The organism is Limnobacter parvus, assembly GCF_024623725.1.
GTDB lineage: Bacteria > Pseudomonadota > Gammaproteobacteria > Burkholderiales > Burkholderiaceae_B > Limnobacter > Limnobacter parvus.
The window spans coordinates 66447-90573 of sequence record NZ_JANKHG010000027.1 but is presented as its reverse complement, the minus strand read 5'-3'; the positions used below and the strand labels follow the sequence as shown (position 1 = coordinate 90573).

25 protein-coding genes are annotated in these 24127 nt (G+C 51.9%); 13 read left to right on the top strand and 12 right to left on the bottom strand.

The features are described from left to right. Positions 1–50: 50 nt before the first annotated feature. The gene (gene icd / locus NSP04_RS14110; protein WP_257512996.1) at positions 51–1298 is read right to left on the bottom strand and encodes an NADP-dependent isocitrate dehydrogenase; all 1248 of its coding nucleotides are present in this window, start codon (positions 1296–1298) and stop codon (positions 51–53) included. 161 nt (positions 1299–1459) lie between these two features. On the opposite strand from icd, the gene NSP04_RS14105 reads away from it, so the two are divergent. After that, on the top strand, positions 1460–1933 hold the full coding sequence (locus tag NSP04_RS14105; RefSeq protein WP_257512995.1) for a DUF192 domain-containing protein: 474 nt from the start codon (positions 1460–1462) through the stop codon (positions 1931–1933). A 70-nt stretch (positions 1934–2003) separates the two neighbouring features. Here the strand turns inward: NSP04_RS14105 and sodB are convergent, their stop codons facing one another. Next, positions 2004–2585: a superoxide dismutase [Fe] gene (gene sodB / locus NSP04_RS14100; RefSeq protein WP_257512994.1), complete on the bottom strand. Its 582-nt coding sequence runs from the start codon at positions 2583–2585 to the stop codon at positions 2004–2006. 77 nt (positions 2586–2662) lie between these two features. After that, complete coding sequence (gene xseA / locus NSP04_RS14095) at positions 2663–4030, bottom strand: exodeoxyribonuclease VII large subunit (RefSeq protein ID WP_257512992.1); 1368 nt, start codon at positions 4028–4030, stop codon at positions 2663–2665. A gap of 300 nt (positions 4031–4330) precedes the next feature. Between xseA and NSP04_RS14090 the strand changes: the two genes are divergently transcribed. The 6 genes from NSP04_RS14090 to adk all read left to right on the top strand — a co-directional run bounded on the left by NSP04_RS14090 (position 4331) and on the right by adk (position 8205). Further along, complete coding sequence (locus tag NSP04_RS14090; RefSeq protein WP_257512991.1) at positions 4331–4945, top strand: MotA/TolQ/ExbB proton channel family protein; 615 nt, start codon at positions 4331–4333, stop codon at positions 4943–4945. Between the two features lie 12 nt (positions 4946–4957). Further along, a complete protein-coding gene (locus NSP04_RS14085) occupies positions 4958–5386 on the top strand; it encodes an ExbD/TolR family protein (RefSeq protein WP_257512990.1) in 429 nt (142 codons plus the stop codon). Continuing rightward, entirely contained in the window at positions 5383–6453 is a 1071-nt protein-coding gene (gene lpxK, locus NSP04_RS14080; protein ID WP_257512989.1) for a tetraacyldisaccharide 4'-kinase, read from the top strand. The genes NSP04_RS14085 and lpxK overlap by 4 nt, the downstream gene beginning before the upstream one ends. Then, a complete protein-coding gene (locus NSP04_RS14075; protein ID WP_257512988.1) occupies positions 6434–6610 on the top strand; it encodes a Trm112 family protein in 177 nt (58 codons plus the stop codon). Before lpxK ends, NSP04_RS14075 begins: the two co-directional genes overlap by 20 nt. Positions 6611–6616: 6 nt before the next feature. After that, positions 6617–7384, top strand: coding sequence for a 3-deoxy-manno-octulosonate cytidylyltransferase (gene kdsB / locus NSP04_RS14070; protein WP_257512987.1), 768 nt, complete (start codon positions 6617–6619; stop codon positions 7382–7384). Between the two features lie 167 nt (positions 7385–7551). Then, entirely contained in the window at positions 7552–8205 is a 654-nt protein-coding gene (adk, locus tag NSP04_RS14065) for an adenylate kinase (RefSeq protein WP_257512986.1), read from the top strand. Positions 8206–8288: 83 nt separating this feature from the next. Here the strand turns inward: adk and murJ are convergent, their stop codons facing one another. Further along, positions 8289–9851 (bottom strand): murein biosynthesis integral membrane protein MurJ, encoded by a 1563-nt coding sequence (murJ, locus tag NSP04_RS14060; protein ID WP_257512985.1) that lies wholly within the window; start codon positions 9849–9851, stop codon positions 8289–8291. 75 nt (positions 9852–9926) lie between these two features. Between murJ and rpsT the strand changes: the two genes are divergently transcribed. Continuing rightward, positions 9927–10193, top strand: a complete 267-nt coding sequence (gene rpsT, locus NSP04_RS14055) for a 30S ribosomal protein S20 (RefSeq protein ID WP_257512984.1) — start codon at positions 9927–9929, stop codon at positions 10191–10193. Between the two features lie 216 nt (positions 10194–10409). Here the strand turns inward: rpsT and NSP04_RS14050 are convergent, their stop codons facing one another. Genes NSP04_RS14050 through xseB form a run of 5 tightly spaced genes read right to left on the bottom strand, consistent with a single transcriptional unit; the run spans position 10410 to position 14661 of the window. After that, a complete protein-coding gene (locus NSP04_RS14050) occupies positions 10410–10733 on the bottom strand; it encodes a DUF3579 domain-containing protein (RefSeq protein ID WP_257513154.1) in 324 nt (107 codons plus the stop codon). Next, positions 10733–11566 (bottom strand): GTP cyclohydrolase FolE2, encoded by an 834-nt coding sequence (gene folE2 / locus NSP04_RS14045; RefSeq protein WP_257512983.1) that lies wholly within the window; start codon positions 11564–11566, stop codon positions 10733–10735. The genes NSP04_RS14050 and folE2 overlap by 1 nt, the downstream gene beginning before the upstream one ends. A gap of 7 nt (positions 11567–11573) precedes the next feature. Beyond that, positions 11574–13496, bottom strand: coding sequence for a 1-deoxy-D-xylulose-5-phosphate synthase (gene dxs, locus NSP04_RS14040; protein WP_257513153.1), 1923 nt, complete (start codon positions 13494–13496; stop codon positions 11574–11576). Next, the gene (locus NSP04_RS14035; protein WP_257512982.1) at positions 13490–14392 is read right to left on the bottom strand and encodes a polyprenyl synthetase family protein; all 903 of its coding nucleotides are present in this window, start codon (positions 14390–14392) and stop codon (positions 13490–13492) included. The genes dxs and NSP04_RS14035 overlap by 7 nt, the downstream gene beginning before the upstream one ends. Further along, a complete protein-coding gene (xseB, locus tag NSP04_RS14030) occupies positions 14389–14661 on the bottom strand; it encodes an exodeoxyribonuclease VII small subunit (protein WP_257512981.1) in 273 nt (90 codons plus the stop codon). Before xseB ends, NSP04_RS14035 begins: the two co-directional genes overlap by 4 nt. Positions 14662–14852: 191 nt before the next feature. On the opposite strand from xseB, the gene NSP04_RS14025 reads away from it, so the two are divergent. Together NSP04_RS14025 and NSP04_RS14020 are read left to right on the top strand one after the other, a co-directional pair. Further along, a complete protein-coding gene (locus NSP04_RS14025) occupies positions 14853–15980 on the top strand; it encodes an aromatic ring-hydroxylating oxygenase subunit alpha (protein WP_257513152.1) in 1128 nt (375 codons plus the stop codon). A 25-nt stretch (positions 15981–16005) separates the two neighbouring features. Then, positions 16006–16875 (top strand): DMT family transporter, encoded by an 870-nt coding sequence (locus NSP04_RS14020; protein WP_257512980.1) that lies wholly within the window; start codon positions 16006–16008, stop codon positions 16873–16875. Between the two features lie 9 nt (positions 16876–16884). Here NSP04_RS14020 and NSP04_RS14015 read toward each other — a convergent pair whose 3' ends face one another. Genes NSP04_RS14015 through polA form a run of 3 tightly spaced genes read right to left on the bottom strand, consistent with a single transcriptional unit; the run spans position 16885 to position 21418 of the window. Next, the gene (locus NSP04_RS14015; protein ID WP_257512979.1) at positions 16885–17670 is read right to left on the bottom strand and encodes a ZIP family metal transporter; all 786 of its coding nucleotides are present in this window, start codon (positions 17668–17670) and stop codon (positions 16885–16887) included. Between the two features lie 18 nt (positions 17671–17688). Continuing rightward, on the bottom strand, positions 17689–18606 hold the full coding sequence (locus NSP04_RS14010) for a dienelactone hydrolase family protein (RefSeq protein ID WP_257512978.1): 918 nt from the start codon (positions 18604–18606) through the stop codon (positions 17689–17691). A gap of 28 nt (positions 18607–18634) precedes the next feature. Next, complete coding sequence (gene polA / locus NSP04_RS14005) at positions 18635–21418, bottom strand: DNA polymerase I (protein ID WP_257512977.1); 2784 nt, start codon at positions 21416–21418, stop codon at positions 18635–18637. Between polA and NSP04_RS14000 the strand changes: the two genes are divergently transcribed. Genes NSP04_RS14000 through NSP04_RS13990 form a run of 3 tightly spaced genes read left to right on the top strand, consistent with a single transcriptional unit; the run spans position 21419 to position 23998 of the window. Then, positions 21419–22156 (top strand): LOG family protein, encoded by a 738-nt coding sequence (locus tag NSP04_RS14000; RefSeq protein ID WP_257512976.1) that lies wholly within the window; start codon positions 21419–21421, stop codon positions 22154–22156. Between the two features lie 60 nt (positions 22157–22216). Beyond that, positions 22217–23194: a homoserine kinase gene (locus tag NSP04_RS13995; RefSeq protein WP_257512975.1), complete on the top strand. Its 978-nt coding sequence runs from the start codon at positions 22217–22219 to the stop codon at positions 23192–23194. Between the two features lie 12 nt (positions 23195–23206). Next, positions 23207–23998 carry a BPSS1780 family membrane protein gene (locus NSP04_RS13990; protein WP_257512974.1) on the top strand — a complete coding sequence of 264 codons (792 nt, stop codon included), beginning with the start codon at positions 23207–23209 and terminating at the stop codon, positions 23996–23998. Positions 23999–24127 lie beyond the last annotated feature (129 nt).

Genomic DNA, 24127 nt, shown 5'->3' with positions numbered 1-24127 from the left:
CAAGCCGGCTTTTTTTGTTGCAATTTTAAGGTGAAACAAATCACGGTTATTTACATGTGATCAATCATCACTTGGCCAAACCCTGAACAGCTGACCTGCGTTGCACCATCCATCAACCGCGCGAAGTCGTAAGTCACATTTTTCGAAGTGATCGACTTTTCCATTGAACTGATGATCAAATCTGCAGCTTCAACCCAGCCCATGTGGCGGAGCATCATTTCAGCCGACAAAATCTGTGAACCAGGGTTCACGTAGTCTTTGCCTGCATATTTGGGTGCAGTACCGTGGGTGGCTTCAAACATGGCGATTGAATCGGACAAATTCGCACCCGGTGCAATACCAATGCCTCCAACTTGCGCCGCAAGCGCGTCGGAAATGTAATCACCATTCAGGTTCATAGTTGCAATCACGCTATATTCGGCGGGGCGCAGCAGAATCTGCTGAAGGAAAGCGTCCGCAATCACATCTTTGATCACGATGTCGCCATGCGGAGCTTTAATCTTCATCCAGGGGCCACCATCCAGCAATTCGGCACCAAACTCATTTTTGGCCAAGGTGTACGACCAGGCAGCGAATGCGCCCTCGGTGTACTTCATGATGTTGCCCTTGTGCACGATGGTCACTGATGGCTTTTTATTGTCAATAGCGTACTGAATCGCTTTGCGGAAAAGGCGCTCGGTACCTTCCTTGGAAATTGGCTTGATGCCAATGCCTGAAGTTTCTGGGAAGCGAATCTTGCTTACGCCCATTTCTTCACGCAAAAACTTGATCAGCTTTTTGGCCTTGTCGCTTTCAGCTTCGTATTCAATACCAGCGTAGATGTCTTCCGAATTCTCACGGAAAATGACCATGTCAGTTTTGTGGGGCTCTTTTACAGGGCTCGGCACGCCGGCGAAATAACGCACGGGACGCAGACACACGTAGAGGTCCAGCTGCTGACGCAAAGCTACATTGATTGAGCGAATGCCACCGCCCACTGGCGTAGTCAATGGGCCCTTCACAGACACCACGTAATCCTTCAACACTTCCAGCGTTTCATCGGGCAGCCAAACGTCAGGGCCATACACTTTGGTGGCCTTCTCGCCCGCATAAATTTCCATCCAGCTGATCTTGCGCTTGCCACCATAGGCTTTGGCCACAGATGCATCGACAACATCGATCATCACTGGCGTGATGTCGAAGCCTGTGCCGTCGCCTTCGATGTATGGAATGATGGGTTGATCGGGTACATTCAACGAGTAATCACTGTTTACGGTGATTTTTTCGCCAACTGCCGGGATTTTAATGTGTTGGTACATGGTCTCTCCGCTGCTTCTCTGGAATGTTAGAGGGAACATTCTAGTGTATTCCCCCGATACAAAAATCTCAATTATTTCGCAATATGAAATCACATTCCTTATTGCGCCAAAGCGTATAATAACTCTATCTTCTTTCAGATCTCTGACAGGACTTTGATTTAATGCACTTTAGCTACGCCACTACCGTTAGAACGGTCACCACAGTTGCCTTGCTTGCCTGTTTGCCCGGCATCGCATCGTGCAGCTCGAATTCTGCAAAACTTGAACAAAACCAACTACCCACTGTACAGGTGTCTGTGGGTCAATACCGTGTAACTGCAGAATTGGCGAATACCGAAGAAACTCGACAAACCGGACTGATGAACCGAGAGTATCTGCCCAACAACAACGGCATGCTGTTTGTATTCGCTCGCACTGAAACCCAGTGCATGTGGATGAAAAATACCTTGATCGACCTGGACGTGGCGTTTGCAGATGAGCAAGGGCGAATCCTGAATGTTGAACAGATGAAAGCGGGCACAACCGACATTCACTGCTCACAGGGCAATGCCAGATTGGCGCTGGAAATGAACCTGAACTGGTTCACAGAGCGACGCCTTGGTCAGGGCGATATCATCAAAATGCCCGCGCAATAAAAAAACCGGCTGTGCTTGCACTTCATGGGTGCAACTTCAAGCCGGCTTTTTTGGAACAACTAACGGAAAATTAACCTTCGAAGTTTGAAGACGCAAATTCCCAGTTCACCAAGTTCCAGAATGTTTCGATGTACTTGGGGCGCGCATTGCGATAATCGATGTAGTACGCGTGTTCCCACAAGTCGCAGGTCAACAAAGGCTTGTCTTGTGTAGTCAAAGGTGTAGCCGCATTGCTGGTGTTGACAATGTCGACAGAACCGTCTGCCTTCTTTACCAACCATGTCCAGCTTGAACCGAAGTTACCCACTGCGCTTTTCGTAAAAGCTTCTTTAAAAGCGTCGTAGCTGCCGAACTTGGCGTTGATGGCTTCAGCCAGCTTACCAGTGGGTGCACCGCCGCCGTTGGGAGACAGGCAGTGCCAGTAAAAAGTGTGGTTCCAGATTTGCGCCGCATTGTTGAATACGCCACCCGTGGATTTCTTCACAATGTCTTCAAGGCTTGAACTTTCAAACTCAGTGCCTTTGACCAAGTTGTTCAGGTTGGTCACATAAGTTGCGTGATGTTTGCCATAGTGATATTCCAGTGTTTCTTTGGAAATATGGGGTGCCAAGGCGTCCATGGCATATGGCAATTCGGGCAGTGTATGTTGCATATCGTTATCCTCTCTCACTTCAATCAATTCGAAAATTACAGCTTGGGGCAATACCCCGGATTTCAACCTTCCTGATTCTATCTTGAATTTTCAGCGTCTTTGCCAAGTAGTCCACTTGTGCCTGTTTTCTCACGAACATTCACCAAAATTTCACCATCGGCCAGAGTGGCGCGCAGCTTGTCGCCTGCCTCGATTTGATTGATTGATCTCACCACTGCATTGCCGCGCTGGGGCTGAAGAAACGCGTACCCTCTTTCCAGGGTTCGCTGTGGCGACACCGCCTCTACAATCGACTCCCAACGCTGCAAAGCACTATCCAGGGTAACCAAGCGACGCTTCTGGGCTTTGTTAATGGATTCATTCAAGCGCTGGGATTGCTTGCCGGCCAAATCCAGGCTTGTTGTAATTTCTGCCGACAAAGCAAGGCCGATTTGCTCAAGCGAATCCGTGTGCTGGCGAACATGGCGTGCCACCAAACGTGGTAACCGGCCGTTTGCATTGCTTAAACGCGCTTCCAGGGCGTTTACATAGGCCGTTGGTGTTAGCAGCCCCAGTTCTGCCCGGTCAACTTGTTGAACCAATAGCTGCGCACGGTGACGAAGAGCCCTTCGAAGATTGTTGTACAACCCGTCAACCTCGCCCAGCAATTCGCGTGTGGGTCGGCTGATCAATTCTGCTGCGGCGGTGGGTGTTGCCGCTCGCAAATCAGCTGCAAATTCTGCAAGGGTGACATCAGATTCATGCCCCACACCAACCACGATGGGCGTTTTACAGGCGGCCACCGCGCGCACCACGGCTTCAATGTTGAAACTCCAAAGGTCCTCAAGACTGCCACCGCCCCGGCACAGCACAATCGCTTCGTGACCTGCGGCGTCCGCTTTCTGCAGGGCATCGATAATCTGAGCCGCGGCCTGCTCGCCTTGAACAGCCGTGTGGTACACGGTGTACTGCACATGGGGTGCACGCCGGGCCAGGGCTTGCTTTATATCGGCCAAAGCCGCAGCCTGCAACGAAGTAACCACCCCGAGGTTGAACACCACCGTGGGCAAGGTTTTTTTGCGATTTGAATCAAACAAACCTTCCTGCGTTAGCCTTGCTTTCAGCTGTAGGTATTGCTCGTGAAGGTTGCCCTGCCCAGCTTTTTTTATCACATCAACAATCAGCTGAAGTTCGCCCCGTTGTTCATACATGGCCAGCTGGGCAAGTATTTCTACTTTGTCGCCTACAACGGGCAAAAACCCGGCAAGCACATTGCGCTGGCGAAACATGACCGCCTTCAGCTGCGCAGCATCGTCTTTCAAGCCAAAATACCAATGCCCCGACGAAGCCCGGGTGATTGAGGCTATTTCACCTTGTATTCGGATTGCGCCAAACTGGGTTCTGAAATGATCATTCAGCTGCCTGGCAAACTGACTCACCGAAAAAATTGTTTTGAAGTCAATCATTTATCGCCTAAATTCGCAATAATCTGCACACATTTCCACAAGCGCTAACAAAAAGCCACATTCTGTGCAACATTCCTGAAACACAGGAATTTATGTTCAAGCCATTGATTTTTAATACAAAAAAGCCAACATAACCAGACACAAAAAGTTCATTTATTGAAAAATCATTTGATCCATCAAAAATTTAAGTGGCTTTTCCCCAAAGTTATCCACAATAACTAGAAAACTACACTGTATGAGAATTTGTGTAATGTTGGTTTTTTCGCTAGAGTCCGTGTCTTATCGAATAGGAGTCTACTTGTGTGGTCAATCATTTCCGCAGCAGGCTGGCCAATCTGGCCCCTGATTTTCGCTTCCGTGGTTGCTCTAGCCATTGTTTTTGAGCGTGTTTGGGCCCTCAGAAGGAAAGAATTGGCACCCGCAGGGTTGGTGGCAGATGTGTGCAAAACACTGCCCCAGTTTAAAGACAAACAAAACATTGCTCGCCTGGAGGCGCACAGCGCGCTGGGTGGTTTAATGGCCGCAGGGCTGTCTGCCTTTTACAAAAATGAAGACATCGACATGGCCATGCAAAGCGAAGCACTTGGCGTTCAAGGCAAAATGGAAAAACACTTGGATGTGTTGTCTATGATTGCCAGTGCTGCACCCTTGATGGGCTTGCTGGGCACAGTCATCGGCATGATTGAAATTTTTGCAGTACAAGGTTCTGCCGCCCAAACCCCTGAAGCGATCGCCGCGGGCATTGCCGTAGCACTGTACAACACAGCATTCGGGCTAATTGTGGCCATTCCTGCCCTGGTGGCCTACCGCCTGTTTCGCATTCGAATCAATGCAATTCTGGACGACATGGGCACTGCCCTGAAGCCCTTCGAAGAGCTGCTAAAGCAGCATGCCAACGCGCGTAAAGCGGGCTGAGGAAACAAGCCGGTGAGAATTAGACGCGCAACCACAACCGAAGCCCCTGACATTAATTTAATTCCTTTAATTGATGTGCTTCTGGTAATTGTGATTTTTCTGGTGGTGTCGACCACCTTCATGCAACCCAGTCAGCTTGAGGTTGATCTTCCCGGTACCCAAAGCGCCAAGGAAGACACCTCACCACCCGACGCGCTGCGTATTAGAATTGGCCGTGACGGCAACTACGCCTTTGGTGCCCAAGGAATACTGAACGAATCACAGCTTCGCCGGGAACTGACAAAAACCTTGTCGGCCGTCAATGCGGGCGAAGAACGCCGCGCCATTGTAGAAGCAGACGCAGCCGCCACCCACCAGTCGGTGGTAGTGGTTATGGACATGCTGGCGTCACTGGGAATTGCGCGAGTATCGATTGCCACGGCCGGTGGCAAGGCCCCATGATCCGGTTGTTCTTCAAAGCCAAACTTGAAACCAGGCTGCTGGAGATTTGGTACGGTGGAAGCAAATCCACGACATTGGAATCTTTCGCTTTAAATATTCTTGAAAGCGTTTACAAAGGCTTAAGAGCTTTTGGCCGGCATGACTCAAAATCAGCCCATTCCAAAACACACACCAATCCCCCGGTTCTGGTGATTGGTAACCTGATTGCGGGCGGGGCAGGAAAAACCCCACTCGTGATGGCAGTGTGTCAATTCATGCAATTGCATGGAAAAAAAGTAGGTATCGTGAGCCGTGGCTATGGTCGCCGCAGTAGCCACGCTGTGCTGATCGACCCACGTGAGCCGCTGCCCGTGGCTGACGAAGTAGGCGACGAACCCTTGTTTCTTTGCGCACAAACACATTGCCCAGTTGCGGTGGGTGCAGATCGCAATGCCGCGCTGAGTTTGCTTTTTGAAAGTTATCCAGACCTGGATTTGGTGGTGTCAGACGACGGTTTGCAGCACCACCGCATGAGGCGACAACTTGAGTGGGTGGTGTTCGATTCACGCGGACAAGGAAATGGACGCATGCTACCGGCAGGCCCACTTCGGGAGCCACTGAGCCGACTGAACTCAGTGGATGCAGTTATCGCGTCTAATTGTTCAGTAGGGTATTTAAGCCAATGTTTGAACATGCCCAGGGACACCAAGTGGCACGAGGTGACTGTGCGCCTAATCGGTTTCAAGCATCTGCAAACAGGCGAATTTTTACCCAGCAAGCAAGCTGCAAAACAATGGGCAAACTTGGGTATTACGGCCTTTAGCGGCATGGCCAACCCCAACAAGCTGTTTTCTGCAGTGGAGGCACTGGGCATTAAGATCACCCAAAAAATGCCCCTTCCCGATCATTTCGACTACCCTGCAGACTTTTGCATGCAGTTCGACCAGTCGATTTTGATTACCAGCGGCAAAGATGCCGTAAAATTGAACTCATCAAATTCAAAGGTTTGGGTGGCAGAAATACATGTTGAACTGCCACCTGCCCTGACCCTAGCCCTAGAGGACAGCATTGGACCCACAATTGATTGATATTCTGGTTTGCCCCATTTGCAAAGGGCCGCTTGAAAAACGCCCCACCGATGGCTTTTTAATGTGCAAAGCCGACAAACTGGCCTTCCCGGTGCGCGATGGAATTCCCATCATGCTGGTAGAGCAAGCCGAAACGATTTCAACGACCAACAACTGAGCCCTCATGTTTAAAGCCGTAATACCGGCCCGTCATGCTTCGATGAGACTGCCGGGCAAACCTTTGCTGGACATCGCGGGCAAGCCCATGGTTGTTCGGGTCGCCGAACAAGCCATGAAATCAGGTGCCGATGAAGTGCTTGTGGCCACTGACCATGCCGACATTGAAGCGGCGTGCAAACTCCATGGCCTGCAGGTGCTGATGACGCGCGGCGACTGGCCCACAGGCACCGACAGAATTGCCGAGGTGGTGCAATTTAAGGGCTGGGGCGACGACACCGTGGTGGTGAATGTACAAGGCGATGAGCCCTTGATTGATCCGGCCTTGATCGACCTGGTGGCCAACACCCTGCTGAACGGACAGCAAGACATTGCCACCTGCGGGCATGCAATCAATAACTGGGAAGAGTTTAAAAATCCGAATGTTGTGAAAATTGCCATGCGTGAGGATGGTGAAGCGCTGTACTTTTCACGCGCCCCCATTCCCTTTCCCCGCGATGCATACGCCAATCAAGACTGGCCCCAAGGCGCACCTGAAGGGCAGTTGGGAATTCGACACATTGGCTTGTATGCTTATCGCGCACGCTTTTTGAAAAAATATCAAACCCTGCCAGCAGCCCAGATTGAGGTGTTTGAATCACTTGAACAACTGCGGGCGCTGGCCAATGGCTTTCGGATAAAAGTGTGTATGATTCAGGATGCTCCGCTTCCCGGAGTAGACACTGCGCACGACCTGGAAAAAGTCAGGGCGTTGTTTGGATCGCGTTTGGGCTGAACAGTGCAGAACAAACACGGGACAGCATTTGGGTAAGCTTGCTGCAAGTTGGGCTACCCATAATCGCAAAGGCCCTAATAAGAAAAACGGCCAAAAATACTTTACCTGTTATAACCAACGCATCTTGTATAACAGGCGAACAGATCAAAAAAACTCTTGAGGCGACTATGCGTTTAATTCTATTGGGCGCGCCCGGTGCAGGCAAAGGCACACAGGCGACATTCATTAAGGAAAAGTTTGGGATTCCCCAAATTTCCACTGGCGATATGCTGCGCGCAGCTGTCAAGGCTGGCACGCCTTTGGGCATTGAAGCCAAAAAGGTGATGGACAGCGGCGGACTGGTTTCCGACGACATCATTATTAACCTGGTGAAAGAGCGCCTGAAAGAATCGGATTGCGCAAACGGGTACCTGTTCGACGGCTTTCCCCGCACCATTCCCCAAGCAGAGGCCATGAAAGAAGGCGGCGTGAAAATCGACTTCGTACTGGAAATCGACGTACCTCACGATGCAATTATCGATCGCATGAGCGGGAGACGCACCCACCCTGCTTCAGGCCGCACTTACCACATCAAATTCAACCCACCCAAACAGGAAGGAATTGATGATGTGAGCGGCGAACCACTGGTTCAGCGCGATGACGACAAAGTTGAAACCGTAAAAAAGCGCCTGGACGTGTATGAAAAGCAAACACGCCCATTGGTAGATTACTACGGCCAGTGGGCCGCCACTGGCGACGACCATGCACCCCAATACCGCAAAATTGCGGGTGTTGGCAGTGTTGAGGAAATCAAGGCACGCGCCTTTGATGCCCTGAAATAATTTCTTTAAAGTGATTCAAGCCGGCTTGCAGCGACATCAGAAACGCTGCGAGCCGAGCCAAAACCCGCTACATCGCGTCAAACTCAGTTTGTGGCCGGCTTTCTGATCAAGCGCTTCGGATTCAAGCCCAAGCCTGCCAGCACCGTAAAGTACACCAGGCCACACAAACCAATCACCCCCAACACAGCACCAATCCGAGCCACAGGAGTGGCTGCCATGGCAAGCCAGTCAAATCGCTGGTTCAGGAACCACAACACCACACCCATGCCCACTGCCGCCACCGCTACTTTCATGAAGTACACCAACCACCCAGCAGAAGGAGTATAAAGGCCGCGCCTGCGCAGCCCCCAGTACAGCACGCCAGCATTCAGCATGGCGCCCACGCTAATGCTAAGCGGCAAACCAGCATGGCCAAGCCAAGGCACTGTGAGCAAGTTCATCAACTGGGTGGTGATCACCACCACAATACCAATTTTTACAGGGGTGCGAATGTCTTGTTTCGCATAGAAGCCGGGAGCAAGAATTTTAACCAGCACCAAGCCCGCCAAACCCAGACTGTAAGCCACCACGGCCTGGCTGGTCATTGCAACATCATTCGCATCAAACCGGCCATAATGAAACAGCAAGGCCACCAACGCATCAGAAAACAGCCCCATTCCGACGGCAGCAGGCAGCACCAGCACCACGGTAAGCCTCAGCCCCCAGTCCATCAGGCGGGAATATTCCTCATGACTGCGAGTGGCCGCAGCAGAAAGCGATGGCAACAGCACTGTTCCCAAAGCCACACCCAGCAGTGCAGTGGGAAATTCCATCAGTCGATCGCCATAGGAAATCCAGGACACGCTGCCCTGTTCCAAATGTGATGCAATATTGGTGTTGATGATCAAACTGATTTGGGCAACAGACACGGCCAGGGTAGCTGGCACCATATTTCGAAGCACACGGCGCACGCGTTCGTCGGCCCACGCCACTTTAATTGCACCTAAACCGGCAAAGGGATTGATCAGGCAGCCCGTGCGGGCCAAACCATACCAAAGCACCGCCACCTGCAACACGCCACCGACCATCACTGCAATTGCGAACGCTTTGACCGCTTGGTCGAAATAAGGCGCCAAAAGCAAGGCGCCTGCAATAAAGCTGATATTGAGCAACACGGGCGCAAATGCAGGCAAGGCAAACGAACGGAATGTATTCAGCAAGCCAGATGCCAGCGCCACCATGGAGATTAAAAGGATGTACGGAAACATCCATTGGGTAAGCAACACGGTAAGCTCAAACTGTTCACTGCCCACTTCAAGACCACTGGCCATGCCTATGACCACCCAGGTACCACCCAACACACCCAACACCACAATCAGTAGCAGACTAAGGAACAGCAGCGAACTGACGCGTCTGGCCAAATCAACAGCCGCCAATTTCCCGTCTGTGGAATTGGTCTGAGACAAGATTGGAATAAAGGCTTGGGAAAATGCACCTTCGGCAAAAAGACGACGCAACAAGTTCGGAATGCGGAAGGCGATGAAAAAAGCATCAGATTCTGCACCTGCCCCCAAGAGGCGCGCGGTGATTGTCTCTCGAATCAAACCCGTGATTCTGGATAGCATGGTCATGGCGCTGACCGCGGCTGCCGACTTCAATAAATTCATATAGTGATTGTTAAAGGGCTCGTATTTTGTTAAAATTGCGGGTTTTCGAATTCTACACCCTGGAACCTAAGCAATATGGCCAATACAGTACAGGCGCGCAAGCGCGCAAAACAAGCCGCCAAAGCAAATGCGCACAACTCTGCCATTCGCTCGGCGATGAGAACCGCGGTTAAAAAGGTACGCGCTGCTGTTGAAGCAGGCGACAAATCTGCTGCACAAGCAGTGTATCGCGAAACAACAAGCATTCTGGATCGCGTGGCAGACAAAGATCTAATCCACAAGAACAAGGCATCACGCAACAAGTCACGCTTGTCTGCACTTGTAAAAGGCATGGCTGCTTAATTTTAAGCGGTTCATTGGTAAGCAGGCGGGCGAAGAACACTTCACCACCGCAGCAATACTGAGTGCCTTGATACAGAATGCTTCAGAATACCCACATGAAAAAGCCCCTTGGTTGCAAGGGGCTTTTTGTGTTGCCTATTGGTGCCGAATAAGTCCTGAATAGTTGACCAAGACAAACGACTGTGCGTTAATCGACCACCGCAGCCAACTACACCGCTATTTCTCATCCGGTAACAGACACGCATCAAGCAGCTGCAAATCATTGTCCCGCGCGAAATTAAGCACGAATGTCATGGCCATGGGTTCAATGTCGCGCAAACGCTCATCAACCACCACACATTTCACGTTGTTGATGACAGTGGGTTTTGCATAGGGGCTGTACGCCAAATGCTGCTGACTGATTTGCTGATTAAGCTGCCGACCCGGAGGGCGGTAACAGGACAGAACGCCGCAAAGGCGTTCGGCCCAATCGGATGGGCGAAACACCTTTCCGGCGGACGTCAATCCCAATATAAAAATTTCCTTGGATTCAGACACAATTAATGCGCGCGATCAATGCGTGCATACGCCGAGTGGTTGTGAATGGATTCAAAGTTTTCCGCTTCCACGGTGTACCGCCCAACCTGCGTGAATTTGTTCATGGCAATTGCCACATCACGAACCAAGTCTTCGACAAACTTGGGGTTGTCGTAGGCGCGCTCAGTGACATATTTCTCGTCTGGGCGCTTCAACAAACCATACAGTTCACACGACGCTTGCTGCTCTATTGCCGAAATAAATTGGGCGATGTCCACGTCTTCTTTAAGCTGTACACGGGCGGTGACATGCGAGCGCTGGTTGTGCGCACCATACTCGGCGATTTTCTTGGAGCAAGGGCACAAGCTAGTGACCGGAACAACCACGGTCAGGCAAATGTCCTGGCCGGCTTCAGAAGCTGAACCTTCCAGCGTTAACTGGTAGTCCATCAAGCTTGAAACACCGCTAATAGGCGCAACCTTGGACAGAAAATATGGCAATTCCATCTTGATGCGGCCAGAAGGCGCATCCAGGCGTTGCAGCATTTCAGCCAACATGGCGCGAAAACCACTCACGGTTAGCACGCTGCCCTGCGCTTCTTCAAGCAAAGCGATGAAACGCGACATGTGCGTGCCTTTTTGATCGGCAGGCAGAAACACGGTCATTTCGAACTCAGCCACGGACGGCATTGGCTTTTGGCCTTGAAGTTCAATTAGAACTGGATACTTGACAGAACGAATGCCCACAGATTGGATTGCAATGTGGCGGGTGTCGATGGTGCTTTGGACATCGGGAATGGCTTGGTCGTTTGGGTTGGTGGCCACGGCATTCTCCAAGCCTTTGTCACGTGTATTCATAACTTCCTCATGTGTTTGCGGAACGCCCTGCTACATGGCGTACCACATTGGTGTGGCGATCAAAGAGCTCGCCATAGTGCTGCTTAATGGACGCTTTTATGCCTTGGGCGTCCAGTCCAAGATTCTTGAGAAGAAGAACAGGGTCTCCGTGGTCAATGAATTCATCGGGCAAGCCGAGTTGCAAAACTGCATTGTTAAAACCTTGGGCGTGCAGATGCTCTGTTACCGCAGAGCCTGCGCCACCCATGATACAGCCCTCTTCAACGGTCACAAAGCTGTAGCGCTGCTCGGCAAACCGTTGTAGCAATTCGGCATCAATGGGCTTGACCCAGCGCATGTCCACCACGGTGGCGCCCAATGCGCGGCCAGCCTCAAGGCTTGGTTCACACATAGAGCCAAATGCCAGAATTGCAAGCTTGTGTTCCGTGGCATCGGGTGAATAACGCACCATTGCCTTGCCAATTTCAAGAATATCCAGCGGCTCATCGGCCACTACACCAGGGCCCACACCCCGCGGATAACGCACAGAGGCGCAGCCAGGGTAGTGATAAGCAGTTGTCAGCAATTTGCGACACTCGTCTTCATTCGAGGGCGCGGCGATCACCATGTTAGGAATACAACGCAGGTAGGCAATGTCGTAATTGCCGGCATGGGTTGCACCGTCGGCGCCCACCAAGCCTGCACGGTCCAGCGCAAAGGTTACATCCAGGTTCTGCAAAGCCACATCATGAATCAACTGGTCGTAGGCACGCTGCAAAAATGTGGAGTAAATAGCCACCACGGGTTTCATACCTTCGCAAGCCAAGCCGGCGGCAAAAGTAACCGCGTGTTGTTCCGCGATACCCACATCGAAATAGCGCGAAGGGAAACGACGCTCAAACTCGACCATGCCGGAGCCTTCGCGCATGGCTGGCGTAATGCCCACCAGTTTGCGATCTGATTGCGCCATGTCGCAAAGCCACTTGCCAAAAATTTGTGTGTAGGTGGGTGGCTTGGGTGTAGTCGACTTCTGAATGCCAATGCTGGGGTCAAACTTGCCAGGGCCGTGGTACAGCACCGGGTCTTGCTCGGCCAGCTTGTAGCCCGCACCCTTTTTGGTAATCACATGCAGAAAAATTGGACCTTTCATGGCACGCAAGTTTTGCAAGGTGGGCACCAGGGCGTCCAGGTCGTGCCCGTCGATCGGGCCGTAGTAATTAAATCCAAATTCCTCGAACAATGTGGCCGGGCTCATCATGCCCTTGACATGTTCTTCAAGCCGATGCGCCAATTCGTACAAAGGAGGCGCAACACCCAAAATGCCCTTGCCCACTTCCTTTACGTTGTTCAACATGCGGCCCGACAACAGCTTGGCCAAGTACTTGTTCAGCGCACCCACAGGCGGTGAAATCGACATGTCGTTGTCGTTCAAAATCACAAGCAAATCGATATCCGGCGTTACGCCTGCATTATTCAATGCCTCGAAAGCCATGCCGGCTGTCATAGAGCCATCGCCAATCACCGCGATGTGCTTGCGGTTAACACCCAAATTACGGGAAGCCACAGCCATGCCCAAGGCTGCAGAAATCGACGTGCTGGAATGCGCGGTGCCAAAGGCATCGTATTCAGACTCGGAACGCTTTGGAAAACCCGAAATGCCACCGTATTGGCGCAAACCGGGCATCGCTTCGCGCCGCCCAGTCAAAATTTTGTGGGGATAGGTTTGGTGACCCACGTCCCACACTACGCGGTCATTGGGCGTGTTGAACACGTAGTGCAATGCCACTGTTAATTCAACCGTACCCAGGTTGGACGACAAATGCCCGCCTGTTTTGGCCACTTGCTCCACAATGTAATTGCGCAACTCGTCGGCCAGTTCGGGCAACTGGTTTTCAGCCAGTCGACGAAGGTCAGCGGGGCAATCAATTTTTTTAAGCAGATCGGTCATGATTTCCGGTTTGTAATCAGTTCTACAAGAGTTTCTAAGGGGCTGCGGCGTTGCGGATCAATGACGGCACACGCTGCCATGGCTTCTTCGCGCAAACGGGCCAACAACTGTTTGGCTTGGCCCAGGCCCATCAAACTCACCATGGTGGGTTTGTTGTTCAGCGCATCTTTGCCCGAAGTCTTGCCGAGCACATCGCTGGTGGATTCCACATCTAATATGTCGTCAATCACTTGATATGCCAAGCCCAAACAATGGGCATAGGCCTCTAATCCATCCTTCTGAACGGGCGACAGGTCCGGATTACTGACATAACCCATGCGAACCGAGGCTTTGATCAAATCACCGGTTTTTCGGGCGTGCATGTTTTCAAGTGCCTCAAGGCCCATTCCTTTGCCCACATGCGCCAGGTCGATAGACTGCCCTGCGGCCATGCCTTGCGCACCGGCTGCGCCCGCCAAGGCTGCAATTTGTTGCATGCGAACCTGCACACTGCCTTGCGTAGACTGAGCCAGCCATTGAAACGAAAGCGTTTGAAGCGCATCGCCTGCCAGCAAGGCGAATGCCTCACCAAACTTAACATGACAAGTGGGCTTGCCACGGCGAAGCACATCATTGTCCATACTCGGCAAATCATCATGTACCAGTGAATAGGCGTGCATGGCTTCAATGGCACAAGCGGCATCAGTCAGCTCGGAAGCAGGCGTACCCACTGCATGGCCCGCAGAAAATACCAACATGGCCCGCAAGCGTTTCCCGCCTTCCAGCAGGGCGTAGGCCATGGCCTCATTCAACACGGGCGATGGTCCTTCAAATTCTGAAAGCTTCGCGGCCAATGCATGCTCAAGCCCTGCACGAGTTGAGTCAAACCAATTCAGCCGTGTGGTTTGGGCAAGCGTCACTGATCACCTTCATCTACAGGTTTGTTCAGGGTTTGTTCAATCTCGGTGACCTCTTTTCGAACCTGGCTTAGGCGGTCTCGGCAATACTTCACCAAATAGGCACCGCGCTTGTAGTCGGTCAACAACTGGTCCAGGCCCATGTTCTGCGAATCCATGACATTCACCAATGCCTCAAGTTCAGCCACTGCTTCTTCAAAAGAAACGGGTACCGCCTGTGAGGCTTCCGACGAGGCCACTGATTGGGTTGCTTTGGACTTGCTTGGGCTCATTGTGCTGCGCGAAGTGATGCAAAGTCTTCTATTTTACTGCGTCTTTGCCCAAAGGCGAAAAGTCTTTGGCCGGAATGCAGACTAAAGGGTACAATCCACTTTCTCTTTGTGTTCAACAGGTTAATTTACATTAGTGCCGATTGCGGACACTGATGGAGGAGGTCCCCGGGATCATGTCCGATTTGAGTGATTTGTCCAATGTGTCAGAAGCAATGACACTGTCAAGCTTGCAGCCCCATGTTTCAACGTATTTCGATGAGCATGTTTTGAAGGATGAAATCCAACTACTCTATCGAGACGGACCGGGTTACGTCGGTCACACCCATTGGGTGCCCGAGCGCGGCGACTGGAGGTCACTTCCGTGGGAAGGAGACGGTCGCATTCTGGTAAACAACGGCTCTGAAATAGAGCTTTTGTCCAACGTGTGTCGACACCGCCAAGCCATCATGCTGAAAGGCCATGGCAACTCAGAAAATATTGTGTGCCCCCTGCACCGCTGGACCTATGATTTAAAAGGTGAGCTGCTGGGTGCGCCGCACTTTGCGCAGCAACCCTGTACCAAGCTTCAATCGTACCCACTTCAAAACTGGCGCGGCCTGCTGTTTAATTCTGGCCGAAACGTACTTGAAGAACTGAAACAGGTGCCCTTTCTGGAAGAAATTGACTTTTCAAACTTTCAGCTTGATTCTGTGAAAACCAATGTGCTGCCCTACAACTGGAAAACCTTTATTGAGGTTTATCTGGAGGACTATCATGTTGAGCCCTTCCACCCTGGCCTTGGCCAGTTTGTGAGTTGTTCAGATTTGCAGTGGTACTACGGCGACAACTGGAGCGTACAGTCAGTGGGCGTGAAAGCCGGCCTGCGCCGACCCGGCACGCCGGTGTATCGCCAATGGCACGATGCGGTGAAAAAATTTGGCGATGGTGTTGAACCAAAATACGGTGCAATCTGGTTTTGCATGTACCCAAACATCATGGTGGAGTGGTATCCCCACGTATTGGTGGTTTCAACCCTGCACCCGACTGGCCCGCAAGAAACGCTGAATGTGGTCGAGTTCTATTACCCCGAGGAAATTCGTCTGTTTGAACGGGAATTTGTCGAGGCTGAACAAGCCGCCTACATGGAAACTGCCGTAGAAGACGACGAAATTGCAGAACGCATGGACGAGGGCCGCCGCGTGTTGATGGAACGCGGTGAGCACGATGCAGGCCCCTACCAAAGCCCGATGGAAGATGGCATGGCGCATTTTCATGCCTGGTACGGTGCACGAATGCACCCGAACCACAGCCAGGCAGGAAACCTGAAGAAGTCCATCTAAAACACGGCAGGCCGACAACACACCCATGCAAGCACTTTGGATGTTAATGGCCTGCCTGTGTTTTGGCACCATGGGTTTGATGGTGAAACTGGCGGCCACACATGCCACATTGGGCGAAATTATTCTGTTTCGGGGTGCGGTGCCGCTGATCGGTATTGCGGCCTGGGCCCTGCTGCATGGCCTTAGCCTGAAAAGCCCGGTGGCCCATCTGCATTTAAGGCGAAATATCGCTGGCATTGTGGCCATGTGGTGCGGTTTTCACGCCACCACCGTGTTGCCTTTGGCCACGGCCACCACCTTGATGTACACATCCCCCCTTTTTATCGCGCTTATCTTGTGGCTTTGGTATGGGCAATCTAGAAACTGGCTTGAACAATTGGCAATTGCCATTGGGTTTGTAGGTGTTGTGGCTGTGTTGCAGCCCGTGCTGGCCAACAAGCAACTGCCGATTGCATTAATAGGCCTGGGCGCGGGCGCGGTGTCTGCAATTGCTTATCTGCAACTTAAAAGCCTGGGGCAAGCCAAAGAACCGGAATGGCGCACTGTGCTTTACTTTGCAGGCACGGCGACGGTCACCTCGCTTGTTTATTTAATCGGTTTTGGTGAATTTGCGGTGTTTAAAACTGAAGATTCTGGCTGGTCGCTGCTGTGGCTTTTGGCTTTGGGTTTTTTCGGGGGTGCAGGCAATTTGGCATTGACCCGTTCATTTGGCAGCGGCTCTACGTGGCTTTCTGCGGCGCTTCAATACTGCACCATTCTGGTTTCGACCTTTTACGGCATTGCGGTGCTGGGCGACCTGCCTACTAGCACAACCTGGCTGGGCGTTCTACTGATTATCGCGTGCGGCGGGCTCTCTTCTTATGCAACACACCAACGAAAGTTGTTGCCCGCCTGAGCCAGTACATTAATGGTGGTGATGCAGAATTTCCGCCAACACTGCCACCAGCGAAACACCTGAGCCAATGCACAATAGCTGAACCAAGCTTTCTTTAATTTTTACGCGTTGCTGCATTTGCGGAATCAAATCCGCCACGGCCACATAAATGAAGCTGGCTGCTGCAAATACCAAGGCGTAAGGCAGTAAAGCCTGCATTTCAGTAAACAGCGTGTAACCCAAACCTGCCCCGAATACCGCCGCCAAACCGGCCACGGCCATCAATTGAAGGGCTTTTTTGCGGGCAATACCCGCATTCACGAGCACCAAGTAATCACCGGTCTGTTGCGGAATTTCATGCAACACCACGCTGAGTGTTGTGACCAAGCCCAACTGAAAATCAACCAGAAATGCACTGGCAATTAGCAGACCATCGGCAAAGTTGTGAATTGAATCACCAACTACAATCAGCAAGCCGCCCCGGCGGGCTTCGCGTTTGTCAAAGCCGTGGTGGTGGTCGTGCCCGTCGTGTTCATGGTGGTGGCTGTGGCGAAAAATCGAAAACTTTTCCAGCACGAAAAAGAACAACAAACCCGCCAGCAACAAGGCAAACAAATTGTGGTGGTCCATGCCCTTGTCGAGCGCTTCTGGCAACAAATGCAGCAAGGAAGCGCCAAGCAACACGCCCGCCGACACACTGACCATGGGTTCTAGCGAGCGTGCAATATTGCGGGCAGTCAGCAAGGCCGATGCAAAAATGGCCAAAGCCGTGCCCAAGGCAGCGGCCAGAAGGACAAGCGGTAAACTGGATTGCACGATTGATTGGGTCCGAGATTAGATCAGGTTCTTGCCCCGCAAGAACTCAAGCGCCTGATTGTACGCCTGTTTAGCCACGGCGGAATTGTAGGTGGGTCGATAATCGGCGTGAAAACCATGCTGAGCCTTGTCGAACACAGTGATGCTGCTGGCCTTGGCATTTGGGTTACCGTCAGCACTTTTTAGTGCACTTCGCATTTGTTCCACGGTGTCCAAGGGAATAGAGCTGTCTTCAGAACCGTACAAACCCAATACAGGCGCCTTCAGCTCTGACGCAATATTCACCGGATGACGCGGCGTAAGTTCAGTTTCCGCACCCACCAAGCGCCCATACCAAGCTACGCCTGCTTTTACAGCAGGTTGGTGTGCGGCATACAACCAAGTAATTCGACCGCCCCAACAATAGCCCGTTACGGCCAGCTTTTGCGCGTTTGCACCTTCGCTGCTCGCGAATTCCACACATTTGTCCAAATCCGCCATCACTTGTGCATCGTCCATTTTCGAAATCACATTTTCAATAATGGCCGCCACAGTTGCGTACTGGCCTGGCTCAGAATGGCGAAAAAAGATTTCAGGGGATAAAGCGTAAAACCCGGCTTGTGCCAATCGACGGCACACATCTTCAATGTAAGCATGCACACCAAAAATTTCAGGCACCACCAAAATAACCGGCGCGTTTTGCTTGCCTTTTGGATAGGCGCGGTAAGCAAACATGTCGTCATCGCCCACATCAACAAACACCCGACCCTCTTCAAGGCCTTCGCTTGACGTGGTGATCGCTTGAGCCAGGATGGGTGATGCAGCCACAGCGAAGCCACCTGCAGTAAAACCTTTCAGCAAGGTTCGGCGGCTGATGGGTAACTTGCCACCGCCTGTCAGTGCTTCCAAATGTTCCTGATTTTCCTTGTTCTTAATGTCGCTCTTGGTGTTGCTCATCTGTTTGCTCCTGATTGCTGCTGAAGTTTTAATGCGCTTCTTCCCAATTGTTGCCCACACCACAACCCACTTCCAGTGGTACCCGCAGTCTGGCCACTTGCGTCATGATTTCAGGCACACGCTTTTGAATCAATTCGAGTTCACCCTTGGGTACTTCAAAAATCACTTCATCGTGCACCTGCATGATCATTTTCGTTTGCAACTTTTCAGCTTTCAACCAAGCCGACAATTCCACCATGGCCATTTTGATTAGATCGGCAGAAGTACCTTGCATGGGCGCATTGATGGCCGCCCGTTCTGCACCCGCACGGCGAGGGCCATTGGGGCTTTTAATTTCAGGCAGCCACAGCCTGCGGCCAAACACGGTTTGCACATAGCCGTCTTCCTTGGCTTGGGCACGCACATTGTCCATGAACTTGGCCACACCGGGGTAGCGCGTGAAATAACGATCAATGTACAACTTGGCGGCTTCGCGGGTAATGCCCAGGTTGCCGGCCAGGCCGAACGCGCTCATGCCATAAATAAGCCCAAAGTTAATGACTTTTGCGGTGCGGCGATGATTGGATGTAACCTCGTTCAAACCCACACCAAAAATTTCAGACGCTGTGGCGCTGTGAATGTCCAGCCCTTCATTGAAGGCGTGAATCAGCGCTTCATCGCCTGAAATGTGCGCCATGATGCGCAACTCAATTTGCGAGTAGTCGGCCGACACCAACACACAACCAGGCGCTGCGATAAAAGCCTCGCGAACGCGGCGGCCCTCGGCGGTGCGCACGGGAATATTTTGTAAATTGGGGTCATTGCTGGCCAACCGGCCTGTTACCGCCACTGCCTGTGCGTAGTTGGTGTGTACTCGGCCTGTGCGCGCGTTCACCATGCGGGGCAGTTTGTCGGTGTAGGTGCTTTTCAACTTCGCCAATGAACGATGTTCCAAAAGCTTGGCCGGTAGCGGGTAGTCTTCCGCCAATTTGCTAAGCACTTCTTCATCCGTGGAAGGTGCACCACTCGCGGTTTTCTTCACAACAGGCAAACCAAGTTTGTCGAACAACAGCTCACCAATTTGCTTGGGCGAATTCAGGTTAAAACTGCCACCAGCCAGCTCGAAAGCCTGCTCCTCAATCAGTTTCAACTTGTCCGCAATCTCGGCGCTTTGGGCTTCCAGTTTCTCGGAATCAATCAAGACACCGTTGCGCTCAACCTCAAACAGTACTTGCCCAAACGGCAGTTCAACATCTCGGTACAGCTTGCTCAGCTCTGGCACCTTTTTGAGTTCCGCTTTCAGGGTGTGCGCAAGGCGCAGGGTTACTTCAGCGTCTTCTGCAGCGTACTTGGTCGCAGTATCAATGGGTACCTGGTCAAAAGTAATTTGGCTTGCGCCTTTGCCAGCCACTTCTTCGTACTTAATGGTGTTGTAGTTCAACCAGCGCAGGGCCAGGGCGTCCATACCATGCGGCTTGTGCGCTTCCAGAATATAGCTGGCCAGCATAGTGTCTTCAAACAAACCCTTCACCCACACATCGTGATTGGCCAACACATGCAAATCATATTTTGCGTTTTGGGCAATTTTGGGGGAATCGTCGTCTTCGAACCAGGGCTTTAAAAACGCCAACACATCAGCCAGCGGCAACTGCGGCTCGGCAGTCAAATCCTGGTGCGTCAAAGGGATGTAATAACCCACGCCAGGCTTCATCGAAAATGAGAGGCCCACAATTCGGGCATTCATGGGTTCAAGTGAATCGGTTTCCGTGTCAAAAGCCACCGGAGTTTTGCTGGCCGCCGCCGCTTTCAATTCCGCCAGCAAAGCATCTAGCTGGGCTTGGGTTTGCACGCACACCGTTTCAATGGAATCAACTGCCTGCGTGGGCGCATCGAACAAACTCATGGAACTGCCATCGGGCGGACCATCCACTTTGAGCCTTGCTGCGGCTTCGTCTTCCGCCACGCCGCCCAGGGCGCGAAACCATGTTTTGAACTCAAAGCGTTGAAACAGTTGCTTTAACTCTTCCTTGTTTTCAGCGTTTGCCTTTAGCTGTTCTTCTATGTGGCGGCGCAGTTCAAACTCGCAATCGGTTTTGATGGTGACCAGCGATTTTCCCGTGGGCAACCAGTCCAGCGCTTTTTGCAGGTTTTCACCCACCTTGCCACCAATTTTGTCGGCATTGGCCACCACGCCATCGAGTGTTTTGTACTCTGCAAGCCATTTGGCGGCTGTTTTCGGGCCCACTTTTTCAACGCCGGGCACGTTGTCCACGGTGTCGCCCACCAGCGTTAAGTAATCAATAATTTGCTCGGGGTACACGCCAAATTTCTCGAACACCGCATCGCGGGTCATCACCGCATTTTTCATGGTGTCGACCAGTCGAATTTTGTCGTTCACCAACTGGGCCATGTCTTTGTCGCCAGTGGACACAATCACTTCGTCAAAGCCCTGTTCCAGCGCCACTTGCGCCAGCGTACCAATGACATCGTCGGCTTCAATGCCGGGCTCCATTACAATGGGCCATCCCATGGCACGGGTAACTTCGTGAATGTGGGGGATTTGTGCGGCCAGGTCTTCAGGCATGCTGGCTCTGTTGGCCTTGTATTCCGGGAAAATGTCGTCGCGAAAGGTTTTGCCCGGCGCATCAAATACACAGGCTATACAATTGGAGGTCACATCATCGGTGTTGTAATCTGCACGCAGGCGTCGCAGCATATTGACCATGCCGTATATTGCCCCAGTGGGCTCACCCGCGCGATTTCGCAAATCGGGCATGGCGTGAAAGGCACGGTACAGGTAGCTCGACCCATCAACCAGGAGTAATCGCTTCATATGACAACCAGAAATAAAAATATTCCAACATTGCGCCACCTGCCCTCCAAAGAACAATCCACCGCAGTGAAGGCCAGGGAGTCGTGGCATGTGCTGGGAATTATGGCAGAGTTCATTGAGGCCACTGAGAAACTATCCGCAATTCGCCCTTCAGTGTCTATTTTCGGTAGCGCCCGAACGCCACTGGACCACCCCTATTACGCATTGACTGAAAACATCGCCCGCGCGCTGTCTGATTCCGGCTTTGCAGTGATCAGCGGCGGTGGCCCCGGCATCATGGAAGCTGCCAACAAAGGTGCCTACGCGGGTGAATCTCCCAGTGTGGGCTTGAACATTGAGCTGCCCTTTGAGCAAAGTGGCAACCCGTACCAAGACATTTCGCTGACATTTCGGCACTTTTTTGCCCGCAAGGTTGCATTTGCCAAGTACGCCAGTGCGTATGTCGTGATGCCAGGCGGCTTCGGAACTCTGGATGAAATGTTTGAAGCGCTAACCTTGATACAAACTAACAAAGGCCGACGCATTCCAATCATTCTGGTGGGATCCAAGTTTTGGTCAGGGCTGATCGATTGGGTAAAAAGCCATTTGCTGGGTGAAGGCATGATCAGCCCAAGCGACATGGACTTGTTCGAAGTCGTTGAGACACCGGAAGAGGTATTGGCCTGTATTTTCCGCTTTTACGAGAAACGGACCTTCAATCCTTCAGACAGTGAAACCGAGAAGCTGCTGGACTTATAAAGCGGGCCGAAACACGGGTAAAATCCGCAGGTGTTTGATGCCCCCCTATCAGGACCTTGAATGGCTGTATTTACGCGCATTACCCAGACTGAACTGCAAAAGTGGCTAGAAAGCCGCAACTGCGGTGAATTGCTTTCCTTTGAGGGCATTGAGTCGGGCATTGAAAACACCAATTATTTTGTGAACACCAGCAAAGGCAAGTTTGTACTGACTTTATTTGAAAAGCTGAAAGCCAGTGACTTGCCGTTTTATTTGGGCTTGATGGAACACCTGGCCAAAAAAGGCCTGGCTGTGCCCGGGCCAATTGCCAACACACAAGGTGAGCTGTTCAACGAACTTTGCGGCAAGCCAGCCACGCTTGTGAATTGCTTGAACGGCAAATCGGTCGAGCAACCCAACGCGGCACAATGCCGTGAAATTGGTCGGTTTTGCGCACAGGCGCATGTCGCAGTTGGCGACTTTTCCGGCAATACACCCAACCCACGTGGGCTGGCCTGGATAGAGGCCGCCATGAATGAACTCGAAAGCCACTTACCTGAAGCAATCCGAACTTTGTTACTCAGTGAAGTGAATCATCAGAAAGCGGTGGCCGAGCGCCACGCCTACAAAATGCTGCCCAAAGGGGCGGTGCACGCCGACTTGTTTCGTGACAATGCATTGATGCAGGGCGACAGTCTGGGTGGCGTGATCGACTTCTATTTCGCGGGTGTAGACACTTTCCTGTTCGACCTGGCGGTGACTGCCAACGATTGGTGTATTCACCTGTCGACTGAAGGCATCAGTAACGGCGAATTGAATCATGAATTACTCGAGGCTTTGCTTTCCGGCTATCAAGAAATTCGCAACTTGACCGCTTATGAATGCGACTTGTGGCAGGACATGCTTCGCGCCGCCGGTTTGCGCTTTTGGACCTCGCGTCTTTACGATTTTTACATGCCGCGCGAGGCCGAAGTGCTAAACGTGAAAGACCCCAAACATTTTGAGCGAGTATTGCTTGCCCGCCGCCAAGGTATCCCCTTGGTAACACTACTGAATTAAGGAAGTTTTAAATTGGCCAATTACGTTCACAATTGCCCACCCAGCGCCGGTTGGGATTGGCTGATGCAAGGTATTCAGCTTTTTCGCAGCAAACCTGGCGAGATGTTTCTATTCGGAAACACTTACCTGTTCATCATCTTGTTTGTAGGTATTTTGATCCCGTTTTTGGGCGCAGCCATCGTTGCAATCGCATCTCCTGCACTTGGGTTCGGCATTATGCTCGCTGGGCGTATGGGCCAGAAAGGGTTGAGAGTCTCTCCCGGCGTGTTGTTCAATGCATTCAATCAGGAAAACCGAAAGCACTTGCAATCGCTGCTTGTATTGGGTGCTGCGTACACCGCATGTTTTGCATTGATCAGACTATTTGCGCATCTGTTGTTGGGTGCACAACCCACCGTATCGATTGAGGATCTACAAAATGCCGACCCTCAAGCCAATGCCGCATTCATGGAATACATGGTGCTGTATGGGATCTTTGTCGGTGTGAGCAGTATTCCCGTGCTGCTGGCGTTCTGGTTCGCGCCCGTGTTGGTGGTGTGGCATAACATGAAGCCCATGCAGGCCCTGTTTTCAAGCTGGGTGGCCGTGTGGCGCAACAAAGCCAGCTTTCTGATTTACGGCATGGGTTGGCTTATTCTGGGCCTTGGGTTTTCATCGGTGTTCCTGTTTATTTTTATGACATTGGGATTGCCCCCGGCATTCTTGAGCGCCTTGAACATGATGTGTGTGGCCTTGGTGATGGCGGTTTCGCTGTGCACTTTCTACCCCACCTACAAGGCGGTGTTTGAGCATGATCCTGAATAGCTAGCTTGAGTTCGCACAACTTTGGAACTAAGAGTGTGAATGTGGTTACTACAGTGTCCTTAAACAACACTTTGGATTCCACACGATGCAAGCTGCTCTTCCTATACACAATGCCCCTAACCAACAACC

Bases quoted from the DNA above. Each gene is read 5' to 3' on its own strand.
- icd (WP_257512996.1), bottom strand. From the start codon at position 1,298: ATGTACCAACACATTAAAATCCCGGCAGTTGGCGAAAAAATCACCGTA.
- NSP04_RS14105 (WP_257512995.1), top strand. From the start codon at position 1,460: ATGCACTTTAGCTACGCCACTACCGTTAGAACGGTCACCACAGTTGCC.
- sodB (WP_257512994.1), bottom strand. From the start codon at position 2,585: ATGCAACATACACTGCCCGAATTGCCATATGCCATGGACGCCTTGGCA.
- xseA (WP_257512992.1), bottom strand. From the start codon at position 4,030: ATGATTGACTTCAAAACAATTTTTTCGGTGAGTCAGTTTGCCAGGCAG.
- lpxK (WP_257512989.1), top strand. From the start codon at position 5,383: ATGATCCGGTTGTTCTTCAAAGCCAAACTTGAAACCAGGCTGCTGGAG.
- kdsB (WP_257512987.1), top strand. From the start codon at position 6,617: ATGTTTAAAGCCGTAATACCGGCCCGTCATGCTTCGATGAGACTGCCG.
- adk (WP_257512986.1), top strand. From the start codon at position 7,552: ATGCGTTTAATTCTATTGGGCGCGCCCGGTGCAGGCAAAGGCACACAG.
- murJ (WP_257512985.1), bottom strand. From the start codon at position 9,851: ATGAATTTATTGAAGTCGGCAGCCGCGGTCAGCGCCATGACCATGCTA.
- rpsT (WP_257512984.1), top strand. From the start codon at position 9,927: ATGGCCAATACAGTACAGGCGCGCAAGCGCGCAAAACAAGCCGCCAAA.
- folE2 (WP_257512983.1), bottom strand. From the start codon at position 11,566: ATGAATACACGTGACAAAGGCTTGGAGAATGCCGTGGCCACCAACCCA.
- xseB (WP_257512981.1), bottom strand. From the start codon at position 14,661: ATGAGCCCAAGCAAGTCCAAAGCAACCCAATCAGTGGCCTCGTCGGAA.
- NSP04_RS14020 (WP_257512980.1), top strand. From the start codon at position 16,006: ATGCAAGCACTTTGGATGTTAATGGCCTGCCTGTGTTTTGGCACCATG.
- NSP04_RS14010 (WP_257512978.1), bottom strand. From the start codon at position 18,606: ATGAGCAACACCAAGAGCGACATTAAGAACAAGGAAAATCAGGAACAT.
- polA (WP_257512977.1), bottom strand. From the start codon at position 21,418: ATGAAGCGATTACTCCTGGTTGATGGGTCGAGCTACCTGTACCGTGCC.
- NSP04_RS14000 (WP_257512976.1), top strand. From the start codon at position 21,419: ATGACAACCAGAAATAAAAATATTCCAACATTGCGCCACCTGCCCTCC.
- NSP04_RS13995 (WP_257512975.1), top strand. From the start codon at position 22,217: ATGGCTGTATTTACGCGCATTACCCAGACTGAACTGCAAAAGTGGCTA.